The sequence below is a fragment of the Agromyces atrinae genome (assembly GCF_013407835.1).
Taxonomy (GTDB): domain Bacteria; phylum Actinomycetota; class Actinomycetes; order Actinomycetales; family Microbacteriaceae; genus Agromyces; species Agromyces atrinae.
Genome location: NZ_JACCBI010000001.1, coordinates 3,136,094 through 3,151,384, shown reverse-complemented (window position 1 = coordinate 3,151,384; position 15,291 = coordinate 3,136,094). Strand labels below are relative to the sequence as shown.

Below are 15,291 nucleotides of genomic sequence, written 5' to 3'. Positions count from 1 at the left end.
GTCGGCTTCGTCTCCCGCCGCGACCCTTTCTCCGACTCCTCTCTTCTGGCTCCTCTCTCCTCCTCCCCATCGTGTCGTTCGGGGGTGTTCTCCTCAGCGCTTTCGCTGGTGTCGGTGGTGTCGGGGTGAGTGTCGGTGGTCACTTCTATGTTGGGTGTTGTGGATGATGTACTCGATCTGACGGACTCGATCGCCGATGCGGTGACCGGGCTGCTGCGTGGGGTCGATTCGTCTGCGGCGATGGTGTCGGATGACGCCCTGCTCGGGTTGCTCGGTCGTGCCGAGACTCTCGGGCGCGCGGTCGATGCGTTGCGGGTGTTGGTGGCGGCCGAGGTCGGTGACCGGGCACGCCCTGAACTGGGCACGGAATCGCTCGCGCATCGCCGGGGGTGTGGGAGTGCGGCGGAGTTGGTCGAGCGGGTGACGCGGGTGTCGTCGGTGACGGCGCGGGCCCGGTTGCGGCTCGGAGCCCGGGTGCACCGCTGCACCGGGTTCACGGGGGCGCCGTTGCCGGCCGCGTTCGACGCGGTTCGTGAGGGACTGGTGTCGGGCCGGTTGGGGTGGGATGCGGCGCAGACGATCACGACCGCGTTGACGGTCGCGGGTCGGGGCACGCCGACGGACATGCTCGGCGGGTTGCGGGCGGCCGAGCACGAACTCGTCTGCGCGGCGACCGGAACGGCGCCCGCCCCGGATGTGGCGGCGTTGCCCCCGGTGATGCATGCGGAGACGAAACTGCAGGCCGCGACGTGGGTCGAGGTGTTGAACCCTGACGGGGCCGAACCGTCCGAGCGGGACTTCGAAGCCCGCCACGTCCGCCTGCTGCCGGCACGGGGCGGGTGGGTGCCGATCGCCGGGCTCCTCGCCCCCGAAGTCGCCGGACAGGTACAACGCGTGTTCGACGCACTCTGCAACCCCCGCCAAGCCGGAAACCTCCCCGAAGCCCTGCCCGGACGTGGCTCGGCGGACGCGGACGCGAACTCAGACGGTGGTGTTCACGCGGGCGGCGGTGCCGGTGCGAGTGCGGGTGATTCGGCGAGTGCGGGTGCGGGTGCAGACATGGATGCACGGTTCGGTGTCAGCGTCGATACCGACGGTATCCGTGACCCGCGTACCCGGGCGCAACGCCAACACGACGCCCTCGCCACCGTGTTCGACATCGCCGGGCGTGCCGACGAACTCCCCACGCTGGGCGGGGCGTCCGCGACGATCCTCGTCACAACCCTCACCGACGACTTCCTCACCGGTACCGGGGTCGGACACATCGACGGTGTGGACGTGCCGATCCCGATGTCTGCGATCCGGCAACACGCCTGCGCCAACGGTGCCCACACCCTGGAACTCACCCCGGCCGGCGGCATTCACCGGCTCGGCACCGAGCAACGCACCTTCACCCGTGCGCAACGCCGCGCCCTCGCCGCACGCGACGGCGGATGCATCATCCCCGGCTGCCCCATCCCCGCCGCCGCAACCGAAGCCCACCACGTCACCCCCTGGTGGGCCGGCGGCCCCACCCACGTCGACAACGGGGTGCTCCTGTGTTGGTTCCACCACCGCACCATCGACACCTCCGGATGGGAGATCCGCATGATCAGCGGAGCACCCCACGTGAAACCCCCACCCTGGCTCGGCGACCCCGTCTGGCGGGCCACCACACACTCACCCACCCGACGCACCGCACAACTCCGCCGACAACACGAATAACCCCGCGCCCTCTGAGACATCCGTCTCGGCGTCACGAAAGTGCCCTCCGCACCCGCCGAACAGCACATTCGTGACGCCGAAACGAGGTGGGCGCGACGGCGGCGGGGAAAAGCGGGCGTGAGATGGCAGATGCGAGAAGGCGGGGATTCCGCGAGGCATGTCAGTCGTGGGCGGCACACTGGGGCGCATGCAGATCGGAATCGTCTCCGCCCCGACGAACCTCGGGTTGCGTCCGCCCGCGCCCGGCACGGTTCCGGGCACCTCGAAGGCTCCCGAGGCACTCCGCGAGGTGGGTCTCCACAGCGTGCTCGCGTCGCGCGGCGCTCGCGAGTTCGGCGTCGTGCTGCCGGGCCGCTACGAACCCGACGTCCTGCCGAACGATGTGCTGCGCAACGAGGCGGCGATCCTGCGGCACACGCGTGCCCTTGCCGAACGCGTCGACCTCGTGCTCGACGCCGGCCACGCACCGCTCGTGCTCGGCGGCGACTGCTCGCTGCTCGTCGGTGCGGCACTCGCTCTCCGCCGCCACGGGCGATTCGGCCTCGTCTACCTCGACGGGCACGGCGACTTCCGTCACGCGGGCAACGACCCCGAGCCGACGACGCTCGGCGGCGAAGCGCTGGCCGCCGTCACCGGCCACCACGATCCGGTGATCAGCGACGTCGACGGGCTCGCGCCGCTCGTCGCGCCCGCCGATGCCGTTCAGGTGGGATGCCGCGACGACGACGTCTTCCTCGACGAGATGCGTCGCGAGATCGCCGCTGTCGTGCCCGCGAGCGACGTGATCTCCGGCGGCGCGGCGACCGTCGCCGAGCGCATCACCGCGATCGTCGACCGCGAGGAGCTCGACGGCTACTGGCTGCACCTCGACATCGACATCCTCGACGCTCGGTGGATGCCGGCCGTCGACAGTCCCGACCCGGGCGGACTCTCACCCGACCAGCTGATCGAACTCCTTGCACTGCTCGCGCCGTGCGCCATCGGGGCCGACGTGACGATCTTCGATCCCGACCTCGACCCCGACGGCGAGCACGCGCGCACCGTCGCGCGCGTCATCGCCGAGGGGTTCGCCCGTCTCGGTGCCGAACGGTGAGTCCCGCCGTGTCGCGTGCCGTGACCGGATGACTCGGCGGAGCGGCACCTGATCAGCGCACGAGTTCTTCGAGGCGGTCGTATCCCTCCGACATCCCGGTCTCCATGCCGGACTGCACCATGCCGTCGCGTGCCTCCTGCGTGGGGTAGACGGCGTGGCCGTGCAGGCGCGTACGACCATCGCCGAGGTCTTCGAAGGTCATCGATTCGATGCTGACGACGTCGGCGAAGCCCGCGTACTCGAAGGTCTGGATGATGAGGTCGTTCTCGCGCACGGAGTGGAAGACGCCGCGGAACGCGTAGGCCTCGTCGCCGACGCGGTGCACGTAGGAGTACCCCCCGCCGTCGACGAGGTTCCACTCCGCGATCTCCATCTCGTATCCGTTCGGCCCGAGCCACTTCTTCACGAGCTCGGGGTCGGCGTGTGCCTGGAAGACGGCGGCGACAGGTGCATCGAAGTCGCGCACGTAGTCGATGAACGGCACGCCTTCCGGTGCCGTGATGGTCAGTGCGTTGCTCATTTCTCTTCTTCTCTCGTGTCGTGATCGGCGCGGGGCCGGTCGGTGTCGTGACCGGCGAGGAGCCGATCGAGTGAGCGGAATTGCCGCTCGTGGATGAGGCGGTAGCGGTCGATCCATTCCGTGAGTCGCTCGAGCGCGACGGCGTCGAGGTGAACGGGGCGGCGTTGGGCGTCGCGCGTGCGAGTGACGAGACCGGCGAGCTCGAGCACCTGGATGTGCTTCGACACCGCCTGCTTGCTCATCTCGAAGGGCTCGGCGAGTTCGTTGACCGTCGCTTCGCCACGACTGAGACGTGCGACGATCGCGCGGCGCGTCGGGTCGGCCAGGGCGAGGAACGCCCGGTCGAGGTGCGCCTCGAGTTCGTCGCTCACCGCGTCACGTCCTTAATCAACCGACTGGTTGATTACAAGCTACGCCCGCCCGCGTCATCCGTCAAGGGTGCGCCCCGCCGCCCGCGGGAGTGCCGCTCGTGCGCCCGAGTGCCGCGCGAGACGCACTCCACCGCACGAACGGCACTCCCCCGGATGGAGCTGGTAAGTCAGCGACCCGACACCAGGCGGTGCACGTACTCGAGCTTCTCGACGACGGGGTCGGCGATCGTGAAGGGGTACAGGTCGCCCTTGCCGAGCGAGCGGTTCACGAGATTGAGCGCGAGGGCGAGGGGCTGCCATTCGGCGAGGATGTCGCGTACCGATGCCGCGCTCTGCGGCGTGAGCGTCGGGTGCGAGGTGAGCGAGCCGCGTGCTCCGAGCTCCTCGCCTGGCCCCGCCATCGACAGGCCGAAGGCCCCGGCCGACTGCAGCGTTCCGCAGATGTGCAGGTAGTGCGCGAAGGTCTCGGCGAAGTCCTCCCACGGGTGAGTCGTCGCATACTGCGAGATGTGGTCGTGCTGCCACGCCGCGACGCCGCCCGAGTAGTGGGCGGTGAGTGCCTGACCGTAGTCCTGCCGCTCGTCGCCGAACCGCTCGCGGAAAGCCTCGAGTCGCGCGGGATCGGAGGCGACGAGCGTCATCCAGTAGTAGTGACCGATCTCGTGGCGGAAGTGCCCGAGCATCGTGCGGTACGCCTCGCCGAGCAGCACGCGAAGCGCCTCGCGATGGGAGTCCTGCGCCTCCGAGAGGTCGATCGTGATGACCCCGTTCATGTGGCCGATCATGACGCGGTGGTCGTCGGTCGTCGCATCGAGGTCGAAGGCCAGGCCGCCGTTCGGCTTGTCGCGATGACTCACGATCGGAAGCCCCAGCTCGTCGAGCTGGAAGATGAGCCAGCGCTTGGCGTGCGATGTCTCCGCGAGCCAGTCGAAGATATTCTGCTCGCCCTCGACGGGGCGCGAGCGGGTGAGCAGGCACGAGAAGCACTCGGATGCCTCGTCGTCGGCGGTCAGCCAATTGCAACCGGCGATCGTGTTCATGCAGCGGCGCCGCACTCCGCCCGCCGCGCGGTAGCGCTCGCCCACGACGGCGACGAGTGCGACGTTCTCGCGGTCGTAGGCGAGTTCGGTTCCGCACGCGAGGCACGAGAGGTTGTCGTAGTAGACGACACGGGAACAGCCGGGACAAGCGAAGATGCGCACGCCTCAGGCTAGTGCGTGGGTCGCGTGTTTCAGCCGATCACGGCAAGATCGCGAGGATCGTCTCCGGGGAGTGCGTCGACCACGGCTCCGACCGAGATGCCGTCGAGCGTGAGCGCGCCGTGGAAGCTCGACAGGAACGCCGTGTCGGCGGCGTCGCGACCCGTCGAGATACGGAGCAGAGACGCACGCGGTGCGAGCAGCGTCGCATCGACGACGTGCCACGCGCCCTCGACGTACGCCTCGGCGACCGCGTGGAAGTCCATGGGGTCGAGCCCCGGCGCGTAGACCGCGACGAGTCGCGCGGGCACGTCGAGCGCACGCAGCAGCGCGATGACGAGGTGGGCGTAATCGCGGCACACGCCCTGTCGGGAGAGCAGCGTGCGCACCGCGCCATCCGTCGGCAGCGACGACCCGGGAACGTAGGCGAGCTTCTGACCGACCCAGGAACTCACGGCGGCGAGGACGTCGGCACCCTTCAGCCCGCCGAACTCGGCGCGCGCGGTCGGCGCGAGGGCGTCCGACTCGCAGTAACGGCTCGGGCGGAGGTACCGCAGCAACTCGACCTCGTCGACGACGGGAGCGGGCGCGCGGCCGGCGAACTCCGCCGAGTAGTCGAGGATGACGCGCCCCGCGGGTACGTCGAGGGTGTGCAGACGGTTGCCCGCGTCATCCCGCTCGATCGACTCGATCGGTGTGCCGTCGAACGTGATCAGCATCGACTCGCGCGCACCCGCCGGCGCGACGGCGACCGAGAACGCGAGGTGAGCGGGCTCGAAGACGGTGAGTTCGAGGTGGGCCGAGACGGTACGCAGCATGAAGTGACCTTCGTCCGGGTGACGTTCGCGAGCGGGGGATGCTCGGAACCTAGCACGCGGGTTCCCCGACCGACGACCGCCGCCCGCGTCATCCGCCCGCTCGCCCGTTCGTCGCGCCGCCGCGACCGCTCACCGCACGACGACTGCCGCGCTCGGCGGCCCGACCCTAGGCTCGGCCGCGCAACGATGCGAACCGGGAGTAGCCATGAGCTCATCACACACAGCGACCAGCCGACCAGGAGCGGGAGGCGACCTCCCACCGGTCGCCGTTCCCGAGGCCGAACTCGAACGCGAGAGGCGCTGGACGCCGCTCAAGGTCGTCATCTGGGTCGCGATCGCGCTGCTCGGCGGCGTCGCGTGGACGATGCTCGCGATCGTCCGCGGTGAGACCATCAACGCGATCTGGTTCGTGTTCGCCGCGGTCTGCACCTACCTCATCGGCTACCGCTTCTACTCGAAGTACATCGAGAAGCACCTCATCCGCCCCGACGACAAGCGGGCGACCCCCGCCGAGTCGAAGTCCGACGGCACCGACTTCGTGCCGACCGACCGTCGCGTCGCCTACGGCCACCACTTCGCCGCGATCGCCGGCGCCGGTCCGCTCGTCGGGCCCGTGCTCGCCGCCCAGATGGGCTACCTGCCGGGCACGATCTGGATCATCGTCGGCGTCATCTTCGCCGGAGCCGTGCAGGACTACCTCGTCCTGTTCTTCTCGATGCGCCGCGGCGGCCGCTCGATCGGCCAGATGGCGCGCGACGAGCTCGGGCGCATCGGCGGGACGGCGGCGATCATCGCGGCCCTCCTCATCATGATCATCATCGTCGCGATCCTCGCGCTCGTCGTGGTCAACGCCCTCGGCGAGAGCCCGTGGGGCGTCTTCAGCGTCTCGATGACGATCCCCATCGCGCTCTTCATGGGTGCGTACCTCCGCTGGATCCGGCCGGGCAAGATCACCGAGATCTCGATCATCGGGTTCATCCTGCTCATCGCGGCGATCGTCGGCGGCGGCATGGTCGCCGACACCGAGTGGGGCTACGCGGCCTTCCACCTCGACCGCACGACGATCGCGTGGGGCATCATCATCTACGGCTTCGTCGCCGCGGTGCTCCCCGTCTGGGTGCTGCTCGCCCCGCGCGACTACCTGTCGACGTTCATGAAGATCGGCGTCATCGCGATGCTCGCCGGTGCGATCGTCATCGTGCAGCCGCAGATCACGGTTCCCGCCTTCAGCGAGTTCGCCGGCGGTGAACTGGGGCCGGTGTTCTCGGGGCCGATCTTCCCCTTCCTCTTCGTCACGATCGCGTGCGGCGCCCTCTCGGGGTTCCATGCGCTCATCGCGTCAGGGACGACACCGAAGATGGTCATGAAGGAGCGCCAGACACGCTTCATCGGCTACGGCGGCATGCTCATGGAGTCGTTCGTCGCGATCATGGCACTCGTCGCCGCGATCTCGCTCGACCGCGGCATCTACTTCGCCATGAACTCGTCGGCCGCCGCGACCGGGGGCACGATCGAGGGCGCCGTCGCCTTCGTCAACGGGCTCGGCCTCGCGGGAGTGAACCTCACGCCCGACATGCTGTCGTCGACCGCGGCCGCCGTCGGCGAGGAGAGCATCATCTCGCGCACGGGCGGCGCGCCGACCCTGGCTCTCGGCCTCGCGAACATCATGCAGGGGCTCTTCGGCGGGGCCGCGATGATGGGCTTCTGGTACCACTTCGCGATCATGTTCGAGGCGCTCTTCATCCTCACCGCCGTCGACGCCGGAACGCGCGTCGCGCGCTTCATGCTGCAGGACTCGATCGGCAACATCGCCCCGAAGTTCAAGGACACGAGCTGGAAGCCCGGAGTGTGGATCTGCACGGCCGTGATGGTCGCGGGCTGGGGCGCGATCCTCATCCTCGGCGTCACCGATCCACTCGGCGGCATCAACACGTTCTTCCCGCTGTTCGGCATCGCGAACCAGCTGCTCGCGGCCATCGCCCTGTCGGTGTGTCTCGCGATCGTCGCGAAGAAGGGCTACTTCCGCTACATCTGGGTCGTCGCCCTGCCGCTCGGCTTCGCCGCCGTCGTCACGATCACCGCGTCGATGTACAAGATCCTCTCGCCGGTACCCGCCGTCGGCTACTGGGCCAACCACGTCGCCTTCCGCGATGCGCTCGCCGCGGGCGAGACGACGTTCGGCACAGCGACATCCGTCGAGGCGATGGAGGCGGTCGTCCGCAACACGATGGTGCAGGGCACTCTGTCGATCATCTTCGTGACGCTCTCGATCGTCGTCATCGTCATGGCCGTCGTCACGACGATCCAGGCGTACCGCGCGGGCGGCGGGAAGGATGCCGAGGAGGCGGCCGTCCCCTCGCGCATCTTCGCACCGTCGGGCATGTTCGCGACGCGCGCCGAGAAGGCGATCGAGAAGCAGTGGGCCGCCGTCCCCGCCGACCGGAAGCCCGCGGAGAGCGCGCTCGACTGATGACGAGGACCCCGATGACGGATGCCGGTGGTGGCGCGATTCGACGCGCCATCGCCGGCATCCGGTGGTACGTCACGAACCTCATGGGCGACACGGCGTACGCGACGTACGTCGCCCACCTCGCCTCGCGGCATCCCGATCGGGAGCCGCTCGGCGAGCGCGAGTTCTGGCGTGAGCGGTACGCGGCGGAGGATCGGAACCCGGGCTCGCGCTGCTGCTGAGCGGTGCCGTAGGCGACCGCGAATCGACTCTTGCGGAGGGCCTCCGACAGGGCACGTTGCCGGTCGAGAGGGCGATTCGTGGGGGTCGCGAGCGCGCCACACCGTGGTGGATTGACCTCTCGGCGAGAGAAGTGTGCGCGAGCGTGAGTGTGCGAGAGCATCTCCGTCGTCGAGCGAGCGATTCGCGGGGGTTGCGGGCGCCTCACACCCGGGTGGATTGACCTCTCGGCGGGAGCGCGAGCGCGCGACGGCTCAGCCCGCGCGAGCGCGGCGGGTCAGCCAGCGAGGGCCGTCGAGCCGCGCGTGACGAGGCGCGTCGCGACGCTGTGCGTGCCGACGCGGTAGTCGCCGTCGATCGCGGTGAAGAGGAGTTCGGCCGCGAGACGCCCGACCTCTTCGAGTCGCATGTCGATCGTCGAGAGCGGCGGGCGCGATTGCGCGGCGATCTGCTCCCAGTTGTCGTGGCCCATGACGGCGATGTCGCCCGGAACGTCGCGGCCCGCCTCGCGGAGCGCGTCGAGTGCGCCGCGAGCGATCTGGTCGCTTCCGCAGAGGATGCCATCGAGGTCGGGGTTCCGCGAGAGGAGCGTGCGCACGGCGCCGCGACCCCATCCCTCGGTCCATGCGCCGTAGAGGGCCTCGCCGCCGACGAGGTTCAGCCCGCGAGCGGCGAGCGCCGCCGTGGCCCCTTCGACGCGGTCGCGAGCGGCGTGATAGCTCACATCGCCCGAGATGTAGGCGATGCGGCTGCGTCCGCAGTCCAGCATGTGGTCGGCGGCGATGCGCCCCGCTCCCACGTTGTCGCTCACGACCGAGATGTCTTCGGGGTCGGTCGAGGGCGCGTACGCGTAGACGACGGGCACGGGCATGTCGCGGCCGAGCGTCTCGCGCGGGTTCGTCGTGTCGCCGACGACGATGAGACCGTCGATACGCCGGCTGAGCAGAGCTCGCAGGTGGTGCTGCTCACGGATGGAGTCGCCGCGCGCGTCGCACAGGAACACCGACGTGCTGCCCGCGCCGAACGCGTCTTCGGCGCCCATCATGACGGGGATCGAGAAACGACCGTCGAGGTCGCTCGCGAGAAGGCCCACGGTTCCCGTGCGCCCGGCGAGGAGCCCCTTGGCGAGCACGTTCGGCTGAAAGCTCAGCTTCTCGGCCGCGGCCTGCACGCGCGCCCGTGTCTCTGCACGCACGTGCTCGCGCCCGTTGAGCGCTTTCGAGACGGTGGCGATCGAGACGCCGGCGAGGGAGGCGACGTCTTTGAGGGTCGCGGGCCTCGCCCGTTCCGCTCCGTGTGAATCTCGCATTCCGCCTCCTGTCCCCCTCGGCATCACTTCGATAACTCGTCACCGATTTGGGCTTGACCCCGAGTGTACGACGGTTCTATGGTTTGTGAAAACCTTTTCGGAAAGTTTCGGCAACACGGACAAACAGCACCGGTTGCTGACCGAAAAGGTTGCAGTGCAGCATCCCGCCATGATACCCATGCGCGGTCGGAAGGGCGGAGAAACCGCCCGCGTCCCACACGTGGGGCGGCTCAAGGAAGAGCAGGAGGACATCCCAGTCATGTTCGCAAACACACAGCGCCGCGGGCGGATCGTCGGCGGACTCGCGATCGCCGCAGTTGCAGCCCTCGCACTCTCGGCATGCAGCGGCGGCGGCGACACCGGTGACGGAGGGGACTCCGGCGACGGAGCCTCGACGCTCACCATGTGGTCGCGTGCGGCCACCCAGATCCAGAGCCAGGCCTTCGTCGACACGTACAACGCCAAGGGCGGAGACCAGATCGAACTCACGATCATCCCGACCGACGACTACCAGGCCAAGGTGGGAGCGGCCGCGGGCTCGAAGAGCCTGCCCGACCTGTTCGCCTCCGACGTCGTCTTCGTCCCGAACTACACGTCGCAGGGCCTCTACCTCGACATCACCGACCGCATCGATGCTCTGCCCTTCGCGGCCGACCTCGCGCAGTCCCACATCGAGACCGGCACGTGGGAAGGCGCGAAGTACGTCGTGCCGCACACCATGGACCTCTCGGTGCTCTTCTACAACAAGGACCTCTACACCCAGGCGGGCCTCGACCCCGAGAAGCCGCCGACAACCCTCGCCGAGTTCGACGAACAGGCCCGCGCGGTCGACGCCCTCGGCGGCGACATCAGCGGCACCTACTTCGGCGGCAACTGCGGTGGATGCATGGTGTTCACCGGATTCCCCTGGATCTGGGGCGCCGGCGGAGAGGTCATGAACGACGAGGGCACCGAGTCGCTCCTCGCGAGCGACGACGCCAAGGAGTTCTACTCGGTCTACCGCGGCCTCGCGGCCGACGGCATCGCCGGCCCCGGCACGCCCGACGAGACCGGTGCGACGTGGGTCGCCCCGTTCCCCGAGGGCACCATCGGCGTCATGCCGATGCCGTCGACGATGCTCGGCTCCATGCCCGAGAACACCGGCGTCGCGCCCATCCCCGGAATCGACGGAGGCGAGTCGACGTTCGTCGGCGGTGACGCCATCGGCATCTCGGCGACGAGCAAGAACGCCGACGCCGCGTGGAAGTTCCTCGAGTGGACGCTCGGCGACGAGGCCCAGATCGACGTGCTCGCGAAGAACAACGACGTCGTCGCTCGTACCGACCTCGCCGTCAACGAGTACTCCGAGAAGGACCCCCGCGTCGTGACCATCAACGAAGTCGCCGGCAAGGGCAAGACGCCCTACTCGCTGAACTTCGGAGCCGCCTTCAACGACCCCAACGGGCCGTGGCTCGTGCTGTTCCGCAACGCCGTGCTCGGTGACGGATCGTCGATCGACGCCGACAACGAGGCACTCACCGCCGTCCTCGGCGGCTAGCACCTCCGGTCGGGCACGGGTCATCGCGACCCGTGCCCGACCACACCCCCTCCGCTGAACCGGCGCACGCCGCCACACCTCGAACTGCGAGCAGAACAATGACAACCGCTCCCGCGATCGACCGCGAGGTCGCCCGCACCCGGCAACGCCGAGCACCGAGCGCCTTCCAACGGCGTCGGAAGCTCGCCGGCTGGGCCTACGCCGCCCCGACCGCGATCTTCGCGCTCCTCCTCTTCGTCATCCCGCTCTTCACGGTCGGCCAGATGTCGCTCAGCGAGTGGAGCCTGCTCGGCGGCGACAAGGGCTTCAACGCCCCCGAGAACTACGTCGGCCTCGCCGACAACCCGCTCCTCTGGCCGAGCATCGTCTTCACCGTGAAGTACACGGTGATCGTGACGGTCATCATGCTCGCCCTCGCGCTCGGCATCGCCCTCATCGTGCAGGAGCAGTCGCGCTGGAACAGCATCGTGCGCACGGCCATCCTCGTTCCGAGTGCGCTCGGACTGGCATCCGCCTCTCTGCTCTTCTGGGGTCTGTACAGCCCCAACATCGGGCCGATCAGCCCCATCCTCGAATGGCTCGGCATCATCGACGAGCCGATCTCGTTCCTCGGCACCCCCGACGCCGCGCTCTGGTCGACGGTGTTCCTCATCATCTGGCGGTACACCGGCTTCTACATGCTCGTGCTCATGGTGGGCCTGCAGGGCATCCCGGGCGACGTCTACGAAGCGGCCCGCATCGACGGTGCGTCGCGGTGGCAGACGTTCCGGTCGATCACCCTGCCGCTCCTCCGCCCGAGCATCGCGCTCACGCTCATCCTCTGCGTCACCGGCTCGCTCCTCGCCTTCGACCAGTTCTTCATCCTCACGAAGGGTGGCCCCGACAACTCGACGATCACCATCGTGCAGCTCATCTACCGCGAGGCCTTCCAGCGCTTCGACCTCGGCGCGGCTGCGGCCCTCTCGGTCGTCGTGCTCCTCGCCCTCGTCGTCATCAACCTCGTGCAGTTCCGCGCTCTGCGAGACAAGGAATAGTCATGCTGAAGTCTCTCTCGCGGACTCCCCGCAACGTCATGCTCGGCGGACTGTCGATCATCTTCCTCTTCCCGCTCGTCTGGGCGGCCGTCGCCTCCGTCTCGCCGCAGGGCGGGACGAACCAGACCGACGGGTTCGGATTCGGCAACTACCTGACGCTCCTCAACTACGGTGCGGGCCTCGGGCAGTTCTTCCTCAACAGCCTCATCGTCTCGACGATCACGGTGCTCCTCACGCTCGTGCTCTCGCTCACCGCCGGATATGCGTTCGCGCGCTTCGACTTCCCGGGCAAGAACGTGCTGTTCCTCACCGTGCTCGCGATCCTCATGGTGCCGTTCGCGAGCGTGCTCGTACCGCTCTACGTGCTGCTCGGCAACCTCGGCCTGACGAACTCGCTCTTCGGCCTCGCTCTCGTGCTCACGATGTACCAGCTGCCGTTCTCGGTGTTCATGATGCGCATCTCGTTCGAGTCGATCCCCGCCGAGCTCGAGGAGTCGGCGCTCGTCGACGGCTGCAACTCGTTCACGGCGCTCCTGCGCATCCTGCTGCCCGGCGTCGTGCCCGGCCTCGTGACGGTCGGCCTCTACGCCTTCCTCGCCGCGTGGAACGACTTCATCGCACCGCTCATCCTCATCAACGACGCCAACCTCGCGCCGCTACCGCTCGCCGTCGCGAACCTCAGGCAGCAGGCCATGGGCGCCGTCGACTACGGCGTCACCGAGGCGGGCGTCGTCGTGCTCGCGGTGCCGTGCATCTTCCTGTTCCTCGTGCTGCAGCGGTACTACATCAAGGGGTTCATGTCGGGAGCGCTGAAGGGATGACGCTCGCACCGGCGCCGCGCGCGCGCACCTCGACCCACCTCTCGACCGACCACGATTTCCCGGGGGACTCCGTGCCGAACACCATCACCGCCGCGCGCGACATCCGCCCGGCCGCACCGAGCGCGGGAGTGCTCACTCCGCTCGGCCTCACCGAATCACGCCTCGCCGACACCGGCTTCTGGGGGCTGCGCGCCCGTGTCAACGCCGACGCGACCCTCACCCACTGCCTCGACTGGCAGGAGCGCGCGGGCTGGCTCGCGAACTTCGACGCCGTCGCCGCGGGCGAGGACGGCGCGACGCGGAACGGCCGCGAGTTCTCCGACTCCGAGGCGTACAAGCTGCTCGAGGCGTACTGCTGGGAGAACGCGACGCACCCGAGCGATGAGCTCGAGGCCGTCATCCGTTCTCTCACCGCCCGCATCGCGGCGGCGCAGGCGAGCGACGGCTACCTCAACACGAACTTCGACCGCCCCGGCGGCGCGGCGCGCTACACCGACCTCGAGTGGGGCCACGAGCTCTACAACTACGGGCACCTCCTGCAGGCGGCGGTCGCGCGCATCCGTACCCACGGGGATGACGATGAGCTCGTCACCCTCGCGCGCCGCGTCGCCGATCACGTGTGCGACACGTTCGGCGACGACGGCATCCGTTCGGTGTGCGGGCACCCCGAGATCGAGGTCGGACTCATGGAGTTCGCCCGCGCGACGGGTGAGGAGCGTTACCGCGAGCAGGCCCGCCTCTTCATCGAGCGGCGCGGGCACGGTGTGCTCGCCGACATCGAGTGGGGCCGTTCCTACTACCAGGACGACATCCCCGTGCGTGAGGCGACCGTGCTGCGCGGGCATGCCGTGCGGGCTCTCTACCTCGCGGCATCCGTCGTCGATCTCGCGGTCGAGACGGATGACGCCGAACTGCTCGCTATCGCCGAGACGCAGTGGGAGAACACCGTCGCACGCCGCACCTACGTCACGGGCGGCATGGGCTCGCACCACCAGGACGAGGCCTTCGGCGACGACTTCGTGCTGCCGAGCGACCGCGCCTACTGCGAGAGCTGCGCGGGCATCGCCTCGGTCATGTTCAGCTGGCGGCTGCTGCTCGCGACGGGCAAGGCTCGCTACGCCGACCTCATCGAGCGCACCCTCTTCAACATCGTCGCGACGGCGCCGTCGGAGGACGGCCGTTCCTTCTTCTACTCGAACACCCTGCACCGGCGCTCGCCGGGCGCCGCGACCGACCCCGACGTGCAGTCGAAGCGCGCCGACTCGAGCCAGCGCGCCGCGTGGTTCGACGTGTCGTGCTGCCCGAACAACCTCGCCCGCACGTTCGCGTCCCTCGGCGGGTACCTCGCCACGGCCGACGCGTCGGGTGTGCAGATCCATCAGTTCGCGGATGCCGTGATCGACGTTCCCCTCGAGGCCGGTCGTCTCGTGGTCGAGCTCGCGACGCGGTACCCGGATGACGGTGAGATCGCTCTCACGGTGCGCTCGGCGCCCGGAGCTGCCGCGACGATCGCCGTGCGCGTGCCCGAGTGGGCCGCCGGGGCGACGCTCGAGGTCGACGGTGTCGCCTCGCCCGTCGAACCGGGATACGCGAGTGTCACGCGCGACTTCGCCGAGGGCGACGTGATCGTGCTGCGCCTGCCCCTCGACGTGCGCATCGTGCGGGCCGACGCACGCATCGACGCCGTCAACGGTCAGGTCGCCGTCGAACGCGGACCCCTCGTCTACGCCCTCGAGTCGGTCGACCTTCCGGCCGGCGCGCACGTCGACGACGTCGTGGTCGACCCGAGCTCGGTGCCCCGGATCGAAGGCGACGTCATCGTGCTCGACGGAGCGCTCGAGACCGCGGCCGACGGCCACTGGCCCTACGGCTCCGACGTCGGCGCCGCCGAACGCGTACCGCTCGCCGTGCCGCTCGTGCCGTATCACCGCTGGGCGGAGCGCGGCCCCGCGACGATGCGCATCTGGTTGCGCACCGCGTAACCGCCGCACGCGTCATCCTGACCCCTCACCGCTCCCCTCCCGGGCAGCTGGTGAGGGGTCAGTTGTGTGGTGAATGGGGCACTCTTTCCCCCATCTACTGCCCCCTCACCGAACGCGGGAACCGTCGACGAGGGGGGATACTCACCCGAACTCGATTCATCCTGTTGACCGCGTGTTTCACGCACTGCTCTGCTCCCTCGAGAGGTCGATATAT

The 15,291-nt window shown here is 68.9% G+C and carries 13 protein-coding genes; 8 read left to right on the top strand and 5 right to left on the bottom strand.

Annotated elements, in window-relative coordinates; all coding sequences use genetic code 11:
• Nucleotides 1-129 precede the first annotated feature (129 nt).
• Together BJ972_RS14560 and BJ972_RS14555 are read left to right on the top strand one after the other, a co-directional pair.
• The gene (locus BJ972_RS14560) at nucleotides 130-1,704 is read left to right on the top strand and encodes an HNH endonuclease signature motif containing protein (RefSeq protein WP_179419957.1); all 1,575 of its coding nucleotides are present in this window, start codon (nucleotides 130-132) and stop codon (nucleotides 1,702-1,704) included.
• A gap of 187 nt (nucleotides 1,705-1,891) precedes the next feature.
• Nucleotides 1,892-2,797, top strand: a complete 906-nt coding sequence (locus tag BJ972_RS14555) for an arginase family protein (RefSeq protein WP_129176199.1) — start codon at nucleotides 1,892-1,894, stop codon at nucleotides 2,795-2,797.
• A gap of 52 nt (nucleotides 2,798-2,849) precedes the next feature.
• Here BJ972_RS14555 and BJ972_RS14550 read toward each other — a convergent pair whose 3' ends face one another.
• From BJ972_RS14550 to BJ972_RS14535, 4 genes are all read right to left on the bottom strand, one after another.
• On the bottom strand, nucleotides 2,850-3,317 hold the full coding sequence (locus BJ972_RS14550) for an SRPBCC family protein (RefSeq protein WP_129176201.1): 468 nt from the start codon (nucleotides 3,315-3,317) through the stop codon (nucleotides 2,850-2,852).
• Nucleotides 3,314-3,688 carry an ArsR/SmtB family transcription factor gene (locus BJ972_RS14545; RefSeq protein ID WP_129176203.1) on the bottom strand — a complete coding sequence of 125 codons (375 nt, stop codon included), beginning with the start codon at nucleotides 3,686-3,688 and terminating at the stop codon, nucleotides 3,314-3,316. The genes BJ972_RS14550 and BJ972_RS14545 overlap by 4 nt, the downstream gene beginning before the upstream one ends.
• A 167-nt stretch (nucleotides 3,689-3,855) precedes the next feature.
• Nucleotides 3,856-4,890, bottom strand: coding sequence for a zinc-binding metallopeptidase family protein (locus BJ972_RS14540; RefSeq protein ID WP_129176205.1), 1,035 nt, complete (start codon nucleotides 4,888-4,890; stop codon nucleotides 3,856-3,858).
• A gap of 29 nt (nucleotides 4,891-4,919) precedes the next feature.
• Nucleotides 4,920-5,705, bottom strand: a complete 786-nt coding sequence (locus BJ972_RS14535; protein ID WP_129176207.1) for a transglutaminase-like domain-containing protein — start codon at nucleotides 5,703-5,705, stop codon at nucleotides 4,920-4,922.
• A 205-nt stretch (nucleotides 5,706-5,910) separates the two neighbouring features.
• Here BJ972_RS14535 and BJ972_RS14530 point away from each other — a divergent pair, with 205 nt between their 5' ends.
• Together BJ972_RS14530 and BJ972_RS14525 are read left to right on the top strand one after the other, a co-directional pair.
• Nucleotides 5,911-8,175, top strand: a complete 2,265-nt coding sequence (locus tag BJ972_RS14530) for a carbon starvation CstA family protein (RefSeq protein ID WP_129176209.1) — start codon at nucleotides 5,911-5,913, stop codon at nucleotides 8,173-8,175.
• Nucleotides 8,175-8,396: a YbdD/YjiX family protein gene (locus tag BJ972_RS14525; RefSeq protein WP_129176211.1), complete on the top strand. Its 222-nt coding sequence runs from the start codon at nucleotides 8,175-8,177 to the stop codon at nucleotides 8,394-8,396. Before BJ972_RS14530 ends, BJ972_RS14525 begins: the two co-directional genes overlap by 1 nt.
• Before the next feature lie 275 nt (nucleotides 8,397-8,671).
• On the opposite strand, the gene BJ972_RS14520 is transcribed toward BJ972_RS14525, so the two are convergent.
• Nucleotides 8,672-9,703 carry a LacI family DNA-binding transcriptional regulator gene (locus BJ972_RS14520; protein WP_129176213.1) on the bottom strand — a complete coding sequence of 344 codons (1,032 nt, stop codon included), beginning with the start codon at nucleotides 9,701-9,703 and terminating at the stop codon, nucleotides 8,672-8,674.
• Nucleotides 9,704-9,962: 259 nt separating this feature from the next.
• On the opposite strand from BJ972_RS14520, the gene BJ972_RS14515 reads away from it, so the two are divergent.
• The 4 genes from BJ972_RS14515 (at nucleotide 9,963) to BJ972_RS14500 (ending at nucleotide 15,077) form a co-directional block, all read left to right on the top strand.
• Nucleotides 9,963-11,240: an ABC transporter substrate-binding protein gene (locus BJ972_RS14515; RefSeq protein ID WP_129176215.1), complete on the top strand. Its 1,278-nt coding sequence runs from the start codon at nucleotides 9,963-9,965 to the stop codon at nucleotides 11,238-11,240.
• 98 nt (nucleotides 11,241-11,338) lie between these two features.
• Nucleotides 11,339-12,274, top strand: coding sequence for a carbohydrate ABC transporter permease (locus BJ972_RS14510; protein WP_129176218.1), 936 nt, complete (start codon nucleotides 11,339-11,341; stop codon nucleotides 12,272-12,274).
• 2 nt (nucleotides 12,275-12,276) lie between these two features.
• Complete coding sequence (locus BJ972_RS14505; protein WP_129176220.1) at nucleotides 12,277-13,095, top strand: carbohydrate ABC transporter permease; 819 nt, start codon at nucleotides 12,277-12,279, stop codon at nucleotides 13,093-13,095.
• On the top strand, nucleotides 13,092-15,077 hold the full coding sequence (locus tag BJ972_RS14500) for a glycoside hydrolase family 127 protein (protein WP_129176222.1): 1,986 nt from the start codon (nucleotides 13,092-13,094) through the stop codon (nucleotides 15,075-15,077). The genes BJ972_RS14505 and BJ972_RS14500 overlap by 4 nt, the downstream gene beginning before the upstream one ends.
• Nucleotides 15,078-15,291 lie beyond the last annotated feature (214 nt).